Annotated in this window: 9 protein-coding genes, 2 tRNA genes, 3 rRNA genes and 1 pseudogene; 14 read left to right on the top strand and 1 reads right to left on the bottom strand. The window is 40.7% G+C overall.

What is annotated here, in order from left to right; translation table 11 throughout:
• Positions 1-130 precede the first annotated feature (130 nt).
• From MKL51_RS16100 to hisC, 12 genes are all read left to right on the top strand, one after another.
• Positions 131-1,668 (top strand): 16S ribosomal RNA (locus tag MKL51_RS16100).
• Positions 1,669-1,727: 59 nt separating this feature from the next.
• Positions 1,728-1,804 (top strand) — tRNA-Ile (locus MKL51_RS16095).
• Between the two features lie 55 nt (positions 1,805-1,859).
• Positions 1,860-1,935, top strand: a tRNA-Ala gene (locus tag MKL51_RS16090).
• Between the two features lie 352 nt (positions 1,936-2,287).
• Positions 2,288-5,178: ribosomal RNA gene (locus MKL51_RS16085) — 23S ribosomal RNA — on the top strand.
• 186 nt (positions 5,179-5,364) lie between these two features.
• A 5S ribosomal RNA gene (gene rrf, locus MKL51_RS16080) occupies positions 5,365-5,479 on the top strand.
• Together the 16S, 23S and 5S rRNA genes with 2 tRNA genes alongside form the textbook arrangement of a ribosomal RNA operon.
• Before the next feature lie 386 nt (positions 5,480-5,865).
• On the top strand, positions 5,866-7,314 hold the full coding sequence (locus MKL51_RS16075) for an RNA polymerase factor sigma-54 (protein ID WP_017481232.1): 1,449 nt from the start codon (positions 5,866-5,868) through the stop codon (positions 7,312-7,314).
• Between the two features lie 167 nt (positions 7,315-7,481).
• The gene (gene hpf, locus MKL51_RS16070; RefSeq protein WP_005071251.1) at positions 7,482-7,820 is read left to right on the top strand and encodes a ribosome hibernation-promoting factor, HPF/YfiA family; all 339 of its coding nucleotides are present in this window, start codon (positions 7,482-7,484) and stop codon (positions 7,818-7,820) included.
• Positions 7,821-7,958: 138 nt separating this feature from the next.
• The gene (ibaG, locus tag MKL51_RS16065; RefSeq protein WP_017481233.1) at positions 7,959-8,210 is read left to right on the top strand and encodes a BolA family iron metabolism protein IbaG; all 252 of its coding nucleotides are present in this window, start codon (positions 7,959-7,961) and stop codon (positions 8,208-8,210) included.
• A gap of 6 nt (positions 8,211-8,216) precedes the next feature.
• A complete protein-coding gene (gene murA, locus MKL51_RS16060) occupies positions 8,217-9,473 on the top strand; it encodes a UDP-N-acetylglucosamine 1-carboxyvinyltransferase (protein ID WP_002115380.1) in 1,257 nt (418 codons plus the stop codon).
• Entirely contained in the window at positions 9,473-10,156 is a 684-nt protein-coding gene (hisG, locus tag MKL51_RS16055; RefSeq protein ID WP_005071248.1) for an ATP phosphoribosyltransferase, read from the top strand. Before murA ends, hisG begins: the two co-directional genes overlap by 1 nt.
• 106 nt (positions 10,157-10,262) lie before the next feature.
• On the top strand, positions 10,263-11,552 hold the full coding sequence (hisD, locus tag MKL51_RS16050; RefSeq protein ID WP_017481234.1) for a histidinol dehydrogenase: 1,290 nt from the start codon (positions 10,263-10,265) through the stop codon (positions 11,550-11,552).
• 69 nt (positions 11,553-11,621) lie between these two features.
• Positions 11,622-12,707, top strand: coding sequence for a histidinol-phosphate transaminase (gene hisC / locus MKL51_RS16045; RefSeq protein ID WP_017481235.1), 1,086 nt, complete (start codon positions 11,622-11,624; stop codon positions 12,705-12,707).
• Between the two features lie 3 nt (positions 12,708-12,710).
• Here hisC and MKL51_RS16040 read toward each other — a convergent pair whose 3' ends face one another.
• Positions 12,711-14,063: an anthranilate synthase component I family protein gene (locus MKL51_RS16040; protein ID WP_017385832.1), complete on the bottom strand. Its 1,353-nt coding sequence runs from the start codon at positions 14,061-14,063 to the stop codon at positions 12,711-12,713.
• Between the two features lie 354 nt (positions 14,064-14,417).
• Between MKL51_RS16040 and filA the strand changes: the two genes are divergently transcribed.
• Both filA and MKL51_RS16030 read left to right on the top strand, forming a co-directional pair.
• Entirely contained in the window at positions 14,418-15,293 is an 876-nt protein-coding gene (filA, locus tag MKL51_RS16035) for a putative pilus system protein FilA (RefSeq protein ID WP_017481236.1), read from the top strand.
• Positions 15,294-15,361: 68 nt separating this feature from the next.
• A pseudogene (locus MKL51_RS16030) lies at positions 15,362-15,474 on the top strand (IS5/IS1182 family transposase); the annotation flags it as partial.

Genomic DNA, 15,474 nt, shown 5'->3' with positions numbered 1-15,474 from the left:
TTGATTAATCGAAATAATTTTCATTGATTGATTGGTTTAAATTACTCGAAGTTTATTTGAGCGAAATTTAAGTCAGTAATTGATGAGCCAGAATTGGTACCTTGTCTTTAAATAAGGTACAAAATGATTTTAACTGAAGAGTTTGATCATGGCTCAGATTGAACGCTGGCGGCAGGCTTAACACATGCAAGTCGAGCGGAGAGAGGTAGCTTGCTACTGATCTTAGCGGCGGACGGGTGAGTAATGCTTAGGAATCTGCCTATTAGTGGGGGACAACATTTCGAAAGGAATGCTAATACCGCATACGTCCTACGGGAGAAAGCAGGGGATCTTCGGACCTTGCGCTAATAGATGAGCCTAAGTCGGATTAGCTAGTTGGTGGGGTAAAGGCCTACCAAGGCGACGATCTGTAGCGGGTCTGAGAGGATGATCCGCCACACTGGGACTGAGACACGGCCCAGACTCCTACGGGAGGCAGCAGTGGGGAATATTGGACAATGGGCGCAAGCCTGATCCAGCCATGCCGCGTGTGTGAAGAAGGCCTTATGGTTGTAAAGCACTTTAAGCGAGGAGGAGGCTACTTTAGTTAATACCTAGAGATAGTGGACGTTACTCGCAGAATAAGCACCGGCTAACTCTGTGCCAGCAGCCGCGGTAATACAGAGGGTGCAAGCGTTAATCGGATTTACTGGGCGTAAAGCGCGCGTAGGCGGCTAATTAAGTCAAATGTGAAATCCCCGAGCTTAACTTGGGAATTGCATTCGATACTGGTTAGCTAGAGTGTGGGAGAGGATGGTAGAATTCCAGGTGTAGCGGTGAAATGCGTAGAGATCTGGAGGAATACCGATGGCGAAGGCAGCCATCTGGCCTAACACTGACGCTGAGGTGCGAAAGCATGGGGAGCAAACAGGATTAGATACCCTGGTAGTCCATGCCGTAAACGATGTCTACTAGCCGTTGGGGCCTTTGAGGCTTTAGTGGCGCAGCTAACGCGATAAGTAGACCGCCTGGGGAGTACGGTCGCAAGACTAAAACTCAAATGAATTGACGGGGGCCCGCACAAGCGGTGGAGCATGTGGTTTAATTCGATGCAACGCGAAGAACCTTACCTGGCCTTGACATAGTAAGAACTTTCCAGAGATGGATTGGTGCCTTCGGGAACTTACATACAGGTGCTGCATGGCTGTCGTCAGCTCGTGTCGTGAGATGTTGGGTTAAGTCCCGCAACGAGCGCAACCCTTTTCCTTATTTGCCAGCGAGTAATGTCGGGAACTTTAAGGATACTGCCAGTGACAAACTGGAGGAAGGCGGGGACGACGTCAAGTCATCATGGCCCTTACGGCCAGGGCTACACACGTGCTACAATGGTCGGTACAAAGGGTTGCTACCTAGCGATAGGATGCTAATCTCAAAAAGCCGATCGTAGTCCGGATTGGAGTCTGCAACTCGACTCCATGAAGTCGGAATCGCTAGTAATCGCGGATCAGAATGCCGCGGTGAATACGTTCCCGGGCCTTGTACACACCGCCCGTCACACCATGGGAGTTTGTTGCACCAGAAGTAGCTAGCCTAACTGCAAAGAGGGCGGTTACCACGGTGTGGCCGATGACTGGGGTGAAGTCGTAACAAGGTAGCCGTAGGGGAACCTGCGGCTGGATCACCTCCTTAACGAAAGATTGACGATTGGTAAGAATCCACAACAAGTTGTTCTTCATAGATGTATCTGAGGGTCTGTAGCTCAGTTGGTTAGAGCACACGCTTGATAAGCGTGGGGTCACAAGTTCAAGTCTTGTCAGACCCACCATGACTTTGACTGGTTGAAGTTATAGATAAAAGATACATGACTGATGATGTAAGCTGGGGACTTAGCTTAGTTGGTAGAGCGCCTGCTTTGCACGCAGGAGGTCAGGAGTTCGACTCTCCTAGTCTCCACCAGAACTTAAGAGAAGTTCGGATTACAGAAATTAGTAAATAGAGATTTCGGTCTTGGTTTATTAACTTCTGTGATTTAAGTATCACGGTATTAAGCATGACCTGACGAAGGCGTGTTTATTCATTAACAGATTGGCAAAATTGAGTCTGAAATAAATTGTTCACTCAAGAGTTTAGATTAAGCAATTAATCTAGATGAATTGAGAACTAGCAAATTAACTGAATCAAGCGTTTTGGTATATGAATTTAGATTGAAGCTGTACAGTGTTTAAGTACACAGACAACAGATAGTAGCGATGAAGAATCGCACGGACAACACTCACTTGTAGGTGTTGACGACTGTTTGGGGTTGTATAGTCAAGTAATTAAGTGCATGTGGTGGATGCCTTGGCAGTCAGAGGCGATGAAAGACGTGATAGCCTGCGAAAAGCTCCGGGGAGGCGGCAAATATCCTTTGATCCGGAGATTTCTGAATGGGGGAACCCACCTACTTTAAGGTAGGTATTGCAACATGAATACATAGTGTTGCAAGGCGAACGAGGGGAAGTGAAACATCTCAGTACCCTTAGGAAAAGAAATCAATTGAGATTCCCTCAGTAGCGGCGAGCGAACGGGGATCAGCCCATTAAGTTATGTGTGTTTTAGTGGAACGCTCTGGGAAGTGCGAACGTAGAGGGTGATATTCCCGTACACGAAAGGGCACACATAATGATGACGAGTAGGGCGAGGCACGTGAAACCTTGTCTGAATATGGGGGGACCATCCTCCAAGGCTAAATACTCCTGACTGACCGATAGTGAACCAGTACCGTGAGGGAAAGGCGAAAAGAACCCCTGTGAGGGGAGTGAAATAGATCCTGAAACCGCATGCATACAAGCAGTGGGAGCACCTTCGTGGTGTGACTGCGTACCTTTTGTATAATGGGTCAGCGACTTATATTCAGTAGCGAGGTTAACCGTATAGGGGAGCCGTAGAGAAATCGAGTCTTAATAGGGCGTTTAGTTGCTGGGTATAGACCCGAAACCAGGCGATCTATCCATGAGCAGGTTGAAGGTTGGGTAACACTAACTGGAGGACCGAACCCACTGTCGTTGAAAAGCCAGGGGATGACTTGTGGATAGGGGTGAAAGGCTAATCAAGCCTGGTGATAGCTGGTTCTCCCCGAAAGCTATTTAGGTAGCGCCTCGGACGAATACCATAGGGGGTAGAGCACTGTTTCGGCTAGGGGGTCATCCCGACTTACCAAACCGATGCAAACTCCGAATACCTATGAGTACTATCCGGGAGACAGACTGCGGGTGCTAACGTCCGTAGTCAAGAGGAAAACAATCCAGACCGCCAGCTAAGGCCCCAAAATCATAGTTAAGTGGGAAACGATGTGGGAAGGCATAGACAGCTAGGAGGTTGGCTTAGAAGCAGCCACCCTTTAAAGAAAGCGTAATAGCTCACTAGTCGAGTCGGCCTGCGCGGAAGATGTAACGGGGCTAAAACTATGTGCCGAAGCTGCGGATTTGACATTAGTCAAGTGGTAGGGGAGCGTTCTGTAAGCCGATGAAGGTGTATTGAGAAGTATGCTGGAGGTATCAGAAGTGCGAATGCTGACGTGAGTAACGACAAAACGGGTGAAAAACCCGTTCGCCGAAAGACCAAGGGTTCCAGTCCAACGTTAATCGGGGCTGGGTGAGTCGACCCCTAAGGCGAGGCCGAAAGGCGTAGTCGATGGGAAATTGGTTAATATTCCAATACTTCTGTGTAATGCGATGAGAGGACGGAGAAGGTTAAGTCAGCCTGGCGTTGGTTGTCCAGGTGGAAGGATGTAGGTATGTATCTTAGGCAAATCCGGGGTACTCTATACTGAGATCCGATAGCAAGCTGTACTTGTACAGTGAAGTGGCTGATACCATGCTTCCAGGAAAAGTCTCTAAGCTTCAGTTACACAGGAATCGTACCCGAAACCGACACAGGTGGTCAGGTCGAGTAGACCAAGGCGCTTGAGAGAACTCTGCTGAAGGAACTAGGCAAAATGGTACCGTAACTTCGGGAGAAGGTACGCTGTTGTTGGTGATGGAACTTGCTTCCTGAGCTGACGACAGCCGCAGAAACCAGGCCGCTGCAACTGTTTATTAAAAACATAGCACTCTGCAAACACGAAAGTGGACGTATAGGGTGTGATGCCTGCCCGGTGCTGGAAGGTTAATTGATGGGGTTAGCGTAAGCGAAGCTCTTGATCGAAGCCCCAGTAAACGGCGGCCGTAACTATAACGGTCCTAAGGTAGCGAAATTCCTTGTCGGGTAAGTTCCGACCTGCACGAATGGCATAATGATGGCGGCGCTGTCTCCAGCAGAGGCTCAGTGAAATCGAAATCGCTGTGAAGATGCAGTGTACCCGCGGCTAGACGGAAAGACCCCGTGAACCTTTACTGCAGCTTGACACTGAACTTTGACCTTACTTGTGTAGGATAGGTGGGAGGCTTTGAAGTTGGAACGCTAGTTCCAATGGAGCCGTCCTTGAAATACCACCCTGGTAATGTTGAGGTTCTAACTCTGTCCCGTTATCCGGGACGAGGACCGTGTCTGGTGGGTAGTTTGACTGGGGCGGTCTCCTCCTAAAGAGTAACGGAGGAGTACGAAGGTGCGCTCAGCGTGGTCGGAAATCACGCGTAGAGTATAAAGGCAAAAGCGCGCTTAACTGCGAGACCCACAAGTCGAGCAGGTACGAAAGTAGGTCTTAGTGATCCGGTGGTTCTGTATGGAAGGGCCATCGCTCAACGGATAAAAGGTACTCTGGGGATAACAGGCTGATACCGCCCAAGAGTTCATATCGACGGCGGTGTTTGGCACCTCGATGTCGGCTCATCTCATCCTGGGGCTGAAGCAGGTCCCAAGGGTATGGCTGTTCGCCATTTAAAGAGGTACGCGAGCTGGGTTTAGAACGTCGTGAGACAGTTCGGTCCCTATCTACCGTGGGCGCTGGAAATTTGAGAGGATCTGCTCCTAGTACGAGAGGACCAGAGTGGACGAACCTCTGGTGTACCGGTTGTGACGCCAGTCGCATCGCCGGGTAGCTATGTTCGGAAGGGATAACCGCTGAAAGCATCTAAGCGGGAAGCCTACCTCAAGATAAGATTTCCCTAGGAATTTATTCCTCTAAAGAGCCGTTCGAGACTAGGACGTTGATAGGTTGGATGTGGAAGCATAGTGATATGTGAAGCTGACCAATACTAATTGCTCGTGAGGCTTGACTATACAACACCCAAGCAGTTGTATATGAAGCATCAATCGATTCATAAACATGCAAAGCAACTTGATTTAGTTATACTACTAGCTAAAATGAACAACGAAAAATCAGACCAATCAGCCCATCTGTAAAGATTTGGAAAACGCAACGTATCACACAGTGAATAAAACGAAGCAAGTATCCATACCAGTTGTGCTGGCGACCATAGCAAGAGTGAACCACCTGATCCCTTCCCGAACTCAGAAGTGAAACCTCTTAGCGCTGATGGTAGTGTGGGGTTACCCATGTGAGAGTAAGTCATCGCCAGCTCATTATTCTAAACACCCCCGTTCCAATGAATGGGGGTGTTTTTTATTGGGGCAGAAAAAATATATGTGTGGGAAATAAACATAAAATTAAACTATGACTTGAGTTTTTAAATTTAATAGAAAAACTATACAATCGAAGGGTAATCAATTAAACAAAATTAAAAGAGAACTACCTCCTCCTAATTAACTTTTTATAACAAGATTTCGCGTCTGACTTTATTTGAGAACTATGTTTGATAGAATTAATTTAATAAGATTATTTTTATAATTGGAAAAATCTCTTTTTTCTTCTGCAAATTTCAGTTGGATATGTATGACAAATGGAGACTATATGTTATAAATATTGAATAGGCATGATTTTTGCTTGTTTTATGGAAAATGAAATATATGAAATTATCTGTTGGATTGAAAGTAGCGAATTCTCTATCGTTAACACCTCAATTGCAGCAGGCGATTCGTTTGTTACAACTCTCTAGTTTAGAGCTTGAACAGGAAATTCAGATTCAACTAGATAGTAATCCTTTACTTGAAAAAATAGAAGAAGAATCACTAACGGAGAGTCTGGCTGCATTAGAAAATAAAGAATCGGATGACTTAACGACTGAGCTAAATGCAGATCATTTACCTGATGATTTACCTGTTGATACAGAGTGGGATGATGTTTATACCCATCAATCAACAGCTTTGGCTACTCCAGAATTTGAAGAGCGAGAAGATAATCGCCAAGTTCAATTGTCGCTAAAGGAACATATTCTAGAACAAGTTAACCTTTTGCATTTTTCTAAAATAGATCAATTAATTGCTTATTGTATTGTTGATGCATTAGATGATAAGGGATTTTTAGATGCTGAAATTGAAGAAATAATTTTAGCGGCACAACAATTATTGAATGAAATGGATATTGAGGAAGAGATCGAAGAAGATGAGGTTTTAGTTGTTTTAAAACACATTCAACGACTTGATCCTTTAGGGATTGGTTCACGTAATTTAGCGGAATGTTTAAAGGTACAGCTCGAATTTCTACCGAAAGATGTTGAATATCTAAACGAAGCAAAAAATCTATTGCAGTATTATGAGCTTTTGATAGCCAATGATCTTAATAAATTGCTCAAACAAACTGGTTTAACGAAAGACCAATTAAAATTTGCAATCAATCTTTTAAAAACGTTAAAACCTTATCCTGGTATGGATTTTGATAAGCAAGAATCTGATTATCAAATTCCCGATGTAGTGGTTTCAAAAAAAGATTTACATTGGCAGGTTCAGCTAAACCCAGATGTACTTCCTAAATTAAGAATTAATTCTTTTTACTCTAGTATGATTCGTAGAGCAGATCAGAGTGAGGATAATTTATATTTACGTAACCAAATGCTTGAGGCGAAAAACTTTATCAAAAGTATTGATGAAAGGCATAAAACGTTATTAAAAGTAGCTTCTTGTATCGTAGAGCATCAAAAAGCTTTTTTGGAAATAGGCCCGGAAGCGATGAAGCCGCTAGTTCTTCGAGACGTGGCAGAAGAAGTCGAATTGCATGAATCTACAGTTTCTCGTGTAACTACAAATAAATATATGCTTACGCCTCGTGGTCTATTTGAGTTGAAATATTTTTTCTCTAGCCATGTAGGAACAACAGCAGGGGGAGAGGCATCTTCCACCGCAATTCGGGCAATGATTAAGAAACTAGTCGCCAACGAAAATCCACGTAAGCCTTTGTCAGATAATGTAATTGCTACATTGTTAAAGGATGAGGGAATTGAAGTGGCTCGAAGAACGGTTGCAAAATATCGAGAATCGTTACATATTCCTTCGTCGTCTGAAAGAAAAGTCTTGATCTGAATTTTGAAGTATGGCTATTCTAGAGATTCATTATGACGAAATAATGAAATTTCATTTTCACCAAGAGAGTAACTAAAATGGTTTAATTGTTCTAAGTTTTCTTTTTGATAGCATTAAATCGTTTTAGTTCTTCTTTAGATAACCTAAAAAAGGTGAGGGATAGAATTATGCAAATAACGATTCGTGGACATCATTTAGCAATTACACCAGCTATAGAAGAAAATATTAAATCAAAATTTAATCAGTTAACAAAACACTTAGATCAGGTGAATAGTATGCAGATTAAATTAACAAAAGATCATCAAATTGATAAGCGCTCTCATAAAGGTAGTTCGAACCATGTTGCAGAGGCTATTGTAAGATTGCCGGGAATTGAGTTGTTTGCTCAGGCAACTGCTGATGATATGTATACTTCAATTAAAAAACTAACTGAAAAATTAAAAAAACAATTATTAAAATATCGGAAAATGCAGTGCACTTATTCGCAAGTTGCTGTTTCTATTTAATAAGTTTTATATAATTGAAAGAGGCTTGAAACATAGCCTCTTTTTTATTGATAAAATATAAACACGTACTGAATTCTTTGAAAAAGTTATAGTAAAATACTTCGTTTTACACCTTAGGTTGTGTCAGAGGTCTTTGCAATGAATAGTGAACAGCTCACTCAAATTTTAAAAGAAGCTTTCCCTGAAGCGGAAGTAGCGGTGAGCGGACAGGCCGGAAAATTTGACCTCCGTATTGTGGATGATCAATTTGACGGTAAGCGTACTGTTGCTCGCCAACAATTAGTTTATGCACCATTATATACTTATATTGCAAGTGGCGAAGTTCACGCGGTAACAATTCGTGCAATGACCAAAGATGAATGGCGTAAAGCAAGCCTTTTCGGAGCTTAAATATTAATGGATAAATTTTTAATTACGGGTGGTGTTAAGCTCGACGGGGAAGTGCGCATTTCTGGTGCTAAAAATGCAGCTTTACCATTACTTGCTGCAACTATTCTTGCAGACTCTCCAATTACGATCACTAATGTTCCAAATCTTAAAGACGTAAATACTTTGGTCAAGTTGATTGGTGGTTTAGGGGTTACAATCGGCTATGAAAATGACACAGTAAAAGCTGATACCTCTACTTTAGATAATCAGTTTGCTCCTTATGAGCTAGTAAAAACAATGCGTGCCTCAATTTTGGTTTTAGGACCATTATTAGCGCGTTACGGTAATGCGAAAGTTTCTTTACCAGGTGGTTGTGCAATTGGATCACGTCCAGTTGATCAACATTTAAAAGCTTTAGAAGCTTTAGGTGCACATATTGAAGTTGAAAATGGTTATGTCCATGCTTCAGTTGAAGGTCGTTTAAAAGGTGGCGAAGTTGTTTTTGATATGGTTACCGTTGGCGGTACTGAAAACATCTTGATGGCTGCTGCACTAGCTGATGGTGTTACGACTATTCGTAATGCAGCTCGTGAGCCTGAGATCACTGACCTTGCTCAAATGCTCATTAAAATGGGCGCTAAGATTGAAGGACTTGATACTGATACTCTTGTTGTAACTGGAGTAGAAAGTTTGCATGGCTGTGAATATGCTGTGGTAGCTGATCGTATCGAAACGGGATCTTATTTGGCTGCTGCGGCAATTACGGGCGGTCGTGTCAAAACTACACATACCGACCCTGCATTACTTGAATCTGTTTTGGATAAGTTTGAAGAAATGGGTGCCGAAGTCACTCGTGGTGATGACTGGATCGAACTTGATATGTTAGGCAAACGCCCTAAAGCTGTAAGTTTTAGAACTTTGCCACATCCAGAGTTTCCAACAGATATGCAAGCTCAGCTTATGGCTGTAAATGCTATTGGTCGTGGATTTGCAACTATCTCTGAAACGATTTTTGAAAATCGTTTTATGCATGTTCCTGAATTGTCACGCATGGGTGCTAATATTCAGGTTGAAGGTCATGATGCTGTCGTGACTGGAGTAGAAACTTTACAGGCTGCACCTGTAATGGCAACAGATTTGCGTGCTTCGTTCTCTCTAGTTTTGGCAGCTTTAGTGGCAGAAGGAGATACCTTAATTGACCGTATCTACCATATTGACCGTGGTTATGAGCATGTCGAAGAGAAACTTCAAGGTTTAGGTGCCAAAATTAAGCGAGTAAGTTAATGAATGATGTAAGAAACGATGATCCTAATTTTGATGTGATGGGCAATTTTGATCATGGTTTGACCTTGGCACTCAGTAAAGGACGTATCTTAAAAGAGACGTTACCTTTACTAGCTACAGCGGGTATTAATTTGCTCGAAGATCCGGAAAAGTCCCGCAAACTGATTTTTCCTACTACGCATAAGCAAGTACGTATTTTGATTTTACGTGCATCTGATGTGCCTACCTATGTAGAAAATGGCGCAGCAGATTTAGGTGTAGCAGGCAAAGATGTGTTGATGGAACATGGCGCTCAGCATGTATATGAGCTACTTGACCTGAAAATCGCTAAGTGTAAATTAATGACTGCTGGTAAAGTGGGAATGGAACGTCCAAAAGGCCGTTTAAAAATTGCCACGAAATACGTCAATCTTACACGTCAGTATTATGCAAGCTTAGGTGAGCAAGTCGATGTGATCAAACTCTATGGTTCTATGGAGTTAGCGCCTTTGGTGGGTTTGGGTGATTACATTGTCGATGTGGTCGACACTGGTAATACGCTAAGAGCGAATGGTCTTGAGCCATTAGAGGAAATTTGCAAAGTTTCTTCACGTTTAATTGTAAATAAAGCTAGTTTTAAACGTAAGCAAACTCTATTAAATCCAATCATTTCACAGCTTGAGCAAGCTGTTCAATCACGTTAAAAGCAATTTCCCATCATGCTTTTGTGATAGTTGCTTCAGATGATGCCCACAAGCGCTTAGAAAAAGAGTAAACTTGGTTTTTCTTTTTCGCCTTGTGGGTAAATTGATGCGACGTTTATCGACTCAAGATCAGAACTTCAAACAGGTTTTTGCTGAGCTTTTAGCATTTGAAACTGTAAATGATCTTAATTTAGTGCAAACAGTAGATCAAATTATTGCTGATGTTCGTCAGCATGGTGATGATCATGTTTTGAAGCTTACTCAACAGTTCGATAGACATCCTGCGCATCAATTTTCAGATTTAGAATTATCTCAACAACAACTTAAAACTGCTTTTGATAATTTAAGCCCAGAAATTCGTGATGCTCTAGAGTTAGCAGCAAAGCGTATTCGTTCATTTCATGAAGCTCAGAAACAAGAGAGCTGGACTTATATAGATGATTTGGGTAATACATTAGGACAAAAAGTCACACCTCTAGACCGTGTGGGTATTTATGTACCAGGTGGTTTAGCCTCTTATCCGTCTTCAGTTTTAATGAATGCAGTGCCAGCCCATGTTGCTGGTGTACCTGAAATTATTATGGTTGTTCCTGCACCAAACGGTGAATTAAATCCATTGGTTCTAGCTGCGGCTTACCTTGCAGGAGTGAGTCGAGTATTCACTATTGGGGGAGCTCAAGCTGTAGCAGCTCTTGCTTATGGTACTCAGACTATTCCACCTGTAGATAAAATTACTGGCCCTGGAAATCGTTTTGTGGCGGCTGCCAAACGCGCTGTATTTGGTCAGGTTGGTATTGATATGATTGCTGGACCTTCTGAAATTTTAGTATATGCAGAAGGTGAAAATAATGCAGATTGGTTAGCTATGGATGTTTTATCTCAGGCTGAACATGACACAGTTGCTCAAGCTATTTTCATTACTCCTGATGAAGCTTTGCTTAATGCGGTAGAGTTGGCAATTGAAAAGCATTTAAATGAATTGCCAAAGGCAGACATTGCGAGAACTTCGATTGAAAACCGTGGTGCTTTGGTATTAGTAAAGGACCGTGCAGAAGCAATTGATTTGATTAATCAAGTTGCACCAGAACATTTGGAACTTTGCTTAGATGATGCCGAGGCTATGAGTGAAGATATTCGCCATGCTGGAGCAATTTTCATGGGGCGCTATACACCTGAAGCAATTGGTGACTATTGTGCAGGCCCAAACCATGTATTACCGACCTCTGGAACTGCTCGTTTTTCTTCTCCATTAGGTGTTTATGATTTCCAAAAACGTTCGAGCTTAATTATGTGTTCGAAAGATGGAGTCAAATCGTTAGCTAAGACAGCAGATATATTGGCTGTTCAAGAGAACTTAGATGCCCATGCACGCTCAGCTCGCTATCGTTATCAATAAGCTTATAAACCTTGTAGTTTTTTAATTATTACTCAGGGCTGGTTTTCAGCCCTTTTTTGAGATAAGACCATGACTTTATCTACAGCACAAATGCGCTTTTGGAGTCCAGAAGTTCGTGAGTTAGAGCCGTATGTTCCTGGTGAACAGCCTAAAATTCAGAATTTATTGAAGCTCAATACAAATGAAAATCCATATCCGCCATCACCAAAAGTAGTTGAAGCAGTTCAAGCTGTTTTAACTCATCAGGCTGATGCATTGCGTTTATATCCAGACCCAGATGCTACGGCATTAAAACATGCGATTGCTAAGCAACAAGATATTGAAGTTTCGCAAGTTTTTGTTGGTAATGGCTCAGATGAAGTACTTGCTCATATTTTTAAAGCATTTTTTCTTCAAGATGAACCAATTCTTTATCCAGATATCACTTATAGCTTTTATCCAGTTTATAGTCAGTTTTTTGGTACAAAGACTAAAGAAATCCCACTCAATGATAATTTTGAGATAGAAGTTAAAGATTATGTGCAACCAAATGGTGGGGTTATTATTACAAACCCTAATGCTCCAACAAGTATTGCACTAGGCTTAGCAGAAATCGAACAAATTTTAAAAGCTAATCCAGATCGAGTGGTTGTCATTGATGAGGCTTATGTTGATTTTGGTGCAGAATCAGCGGTGAGTTTAGTAAATCGCTATGAGAATCTGGTTGTGTGCCAAACAACTTCAAAATCTCGCTCTCTTGCGGGTTTACGCGTTGGCTTCGCGATTGCTCAGTCTCATTTAATTGCTGCACTTGAAGCTGTCAAAAATAGCTTTAACTCATATCCTATTGATCGTTTTGCAATTGCAGCAGCGGTAGCCTCTTTTGAAGATCAAACTTATTTTGAAGAACAATGTCAAAAAGTTATTTCTAGTCGTGAAAAGTTAGTAGATGAATTAACTGCTTTGGGCTTTAAAGTTTTACCTTCTAAAGCAAACTTTATTTTTGCTTCACATCCATCGCATGATGCAGGTCAGCTTGCACAGCAATTACGTGAGCAGGGCATTATTGTGCGCTATTTCAATAAGCCTCGTATTAATCAATTCTTGCGAATTACTGTAGGAACTGATGAGCAAAATGAGCGTTTAGTACATACATTAAAAGAAGATATTCTCTAAATTTTACTCTGCTGTGCTGTTCATTAAGTTCAGCATAGCAGAGACTTTATCAAGACTTTCTTGATATTCTGCTTCTGCATTTGATGCAATCGTAATACCACCACCTGCCCATAAAGAGAGCTGATTCTGATATTGTTGAAAACTACGGATGAGAATATTCCAGCGACCAGTTCCATCAAAATTGAAGTAACCCAATGTCCCGCAATATGCACCTCTTGAAGCTTCCTCTAGCTCTTCAATGATCTGCATTGCCCGAATTTTGGGAGCTCCTGTGATTGAACCTCCTGGTAAGGCAGAGAGCAGCATTTGCATAGGATTAATATCATCTTTAAGAGTCGCAACGATCTCGCTTACCATGTGATGTACTTGATTAAAACTTTCAATCTCGAATAATTTTGTTGTTTTTACAGATCCTGTATTGGCATAAATGCTCAAATCATTACGTAATAAATCGACAATCATCACGTTTTCTGCTTGGTCTTTTTGAGAGTTTTTTAAGGTTTGTTTAGAAATAAAATCTTTTTCTGCATTTTCATAGCGAGGCATTGTGCCTTTAATAGGTCTAGTTTTAATTTGTTTATTTTGATTGAACTCGATGAAAAGCTCGGGAGAGCAACTTAATAATTCAAAATCATCTAATTTTAAATAACCTGCATATGGAGCATTTGTAAGTTGCCATAAATCTTTAGCTTTATTTAATAAGGATCCTGAAAATTTAGCTTTAAACTCTTGGGTTAAATTAATTTGATAGCAATCTCCAGCCTTAATATATTCTTGTATTTTATAGAAAGCATCGAAATATTGTTTTTTAGACCATCTTGGTTGAATAGTGGTTTTTAATTCAAATGTATTTTTAGAGTTATTGGAACCAAAATTCTCTATTTTATTTTCAATATATGAGAATAGATCAATTGCATTTTCTTCATCACTAAAAAAATACCAATCATTATCTATATATTTTAAAAAAGATCGATATTGACCTAGGAATAAAGAAGGTTGTATATGATTTTGCCCATTAATAAATTGATGCGCACTGAAATCATAGCTGATAAAACCAATATAACCACCTATAAAACTTGTTGTTGATTTAATATCTTTACTTAAATTATTTTCTTTAAATTGAATGAAATTTAAAAGTTGATTTGATTTTGATCTATTTTTATATTCGTTAAAATTTTGGCGCTCAAATTCTAAATAATTTTCATTTTGAATAATAATATAATCTTGCGGAAGAAATCCAATAGTTGGGTTGTTGTTGTCATTTAAATAAATAAGCCCAGTTAAACCATCTAATTTTTTTAAAATATCGGCAGCATTTTTACTATATAAAGAGATTTTTTTCTTTAACTGAGACATTTTTAAATAAAAGAGTGTTTAATGAGAGAGTAGTTAGTTTACTATAAGTTGTACTTCATCAGGAGAAAGTCTTTTAAGTACTAAACTTTTTGCTGATAAAATGAACGAAATTTTAACTGAGAATTTATTGTTTTTAGCAAGGTTTGTGTAGAAAAACTTGAGTGTACCGTTTGTCGGGTAATTGGCAAAAAATGCACAACACTAGTTGAACAAAAATTAACGTAGATGTAATTTAGTAATTGCTAAGCAAAACTACTCAAGGACTGGAAGTTTCGGTTGCCATATAAAGAAAAATGCAACTTGAGACAATAGAGTGGTTAAGTCAAAAAATAAATGCTCTTGGGAGAGTGCTCAATGAAAATGTTTACTAAACTTGCTTTAGTTTCTTCTTTAGCTATCAGTGCAAATGCAATGGCAATGCAGTCAATGGACGATGCTGCGCTTAGTGCTGCTACTGGTCAAGATGGTATTAATATCGGTATCGCTTTAGGTACTGGCGGTATTTCTATCGATAAATTATTTATTCATGACAATGATGGTTTGGATCCTGCTACTGGTATTACTGGTGCTGCAGCAACTGCAGGTGCAATTACAATCACAGGTACAACGGCAACTGGCGGTAAAGCGATAACCCTTACGCAGGTAGATACGACACAGAATCTATTGGATCTTAAAATTGATAGCGTTGGTGCATCTGCTACAAATGGCGCGTTTTTAAACGTTGCTGCAAATGTAGGGGCAGTTAATGTAAAAGTTGGTTCTATTGGTGTTGGTAGTTCTGGTACTTTAAATGAAACTACTGCTGTACGTGGTATTACAGAAGCTGCTCCAACTGAAATTCTTTCTGGTTTGGATTTATCTTTAGGCGCTATTTCAGCTAATGTTCAATTAGGTGCTACGCCACAAGGTGCAATGATTAAAGTAAATTCAAGTTTACAAGGTGGTTTAACTCTATCTAACCTAGGTATTAACGATGCCGCTGGCGGTGGTAAAATCTTCTTGGATAAAGTTATGGTCCGTGGTGCTGGTAATACAACTGGTAACTTAGATGTGAATGCAGATATTTCTGTTGTACCGACTGGCTTAAAAATTCAAAATAATAGTGCTCAAGGCATGAATGTCTATGCACAGGGTATTCGTTTAGGTTCAAATACTGCTGCTTCAATTGGTGATGTGGAAATCCAAGGTATTAATGTTGGTACTTCTACAATTACAATTTCTGGTCACTAATTTAAAAGCTTTAGGGCTTTGTTGCACAAACCTATCTCTAAAGGCTTATTCCACAATATAATTTTCAAATGAATAAGTCGACACCAAAAATTTATCGCACAACCAATTGGTCTTCATATAACCGAGCTCTCATTAATCGTGGAAATATTGCCATTTGGTTTGATCCTGCTACGCAATGGTA

Source organism: Acinetobacter sp. AOR18_HL, assembly GCF_027855145.1.
In the GTDB taxonomy this organism is placed as follows: domain Bacteria; phylum Pseudomonadota; class Gammaproteobacteria; order Pseudomonadales; family Moraxellaceae; genus Acinetobacter; species Acinetobacter pittii.
The sequence above is the reverse complement of the archived record's forward strand: the minus strand, read 5'-3'. Positions and strand labels throughout refer to the sequence as shown.

Bases quoted from the DNA above. Each gene is read 5' to 3' on its own strand.
- MKL51_RS16075 (WP_017481232.1), top strand. From the start codon at position 5,866: ATGAAATTATCTGTTGGATTGAAAGTAGCGAATTCTCTATCGTTAACA.
- hpf (WP_005071251.1), top strand. From the start codon at position 7,482: ATGCAAATAACGATTCGTGGACATCATTTAGCAATTACACCAGCTATA.
- ibaG (WP_017481233.1), top strand. From the start codon at position 7,959: ATGAATAGTGAACAGCTCACTCAAATTTTAAAAGAAGCTTTCCCTGAA.
- murA (WP_002115380.1), top strand. From the start codon at position 8,217: ATGGATAAATTTTTAATTACGGGTGGTGTTAAGCTCGACGGGGAAGTG.
- hisG (WP_005071248.1), top strand. From the start codon at position 9,473: ATGAATGATGTAAGAAACGATGATCCTAATTTTGATGTGATGGGCAAT.
- hisD (WP_017481234.1), top strand. From the start codon at position 10,263: ATGCGACGTTTATCGACTCAAGATCAGAACTTCAAACAGGTTTTTGCT.
- hisC (WP_017481235.1), top strand. From the start codon at position 11,622: ATGACTTTATCTACAGCACAAATGCGCTTTTGGAGTCCAGAAGTTCGT.
- MKL51_RS16040 (WP_017385832.1), bottom strand. From the start codon at position 14,063: ATGTCTCAGTTAAAGAAAAAAATCTCTTTATATAGTAAAAATGCTGCC.
- filA (WP_017481236.1), top strand. From the start codon at position 14,418: ATGAAAATGTTTACTAAACTTGCTTTAGTTTCTTCTTTAGCTATCAGT.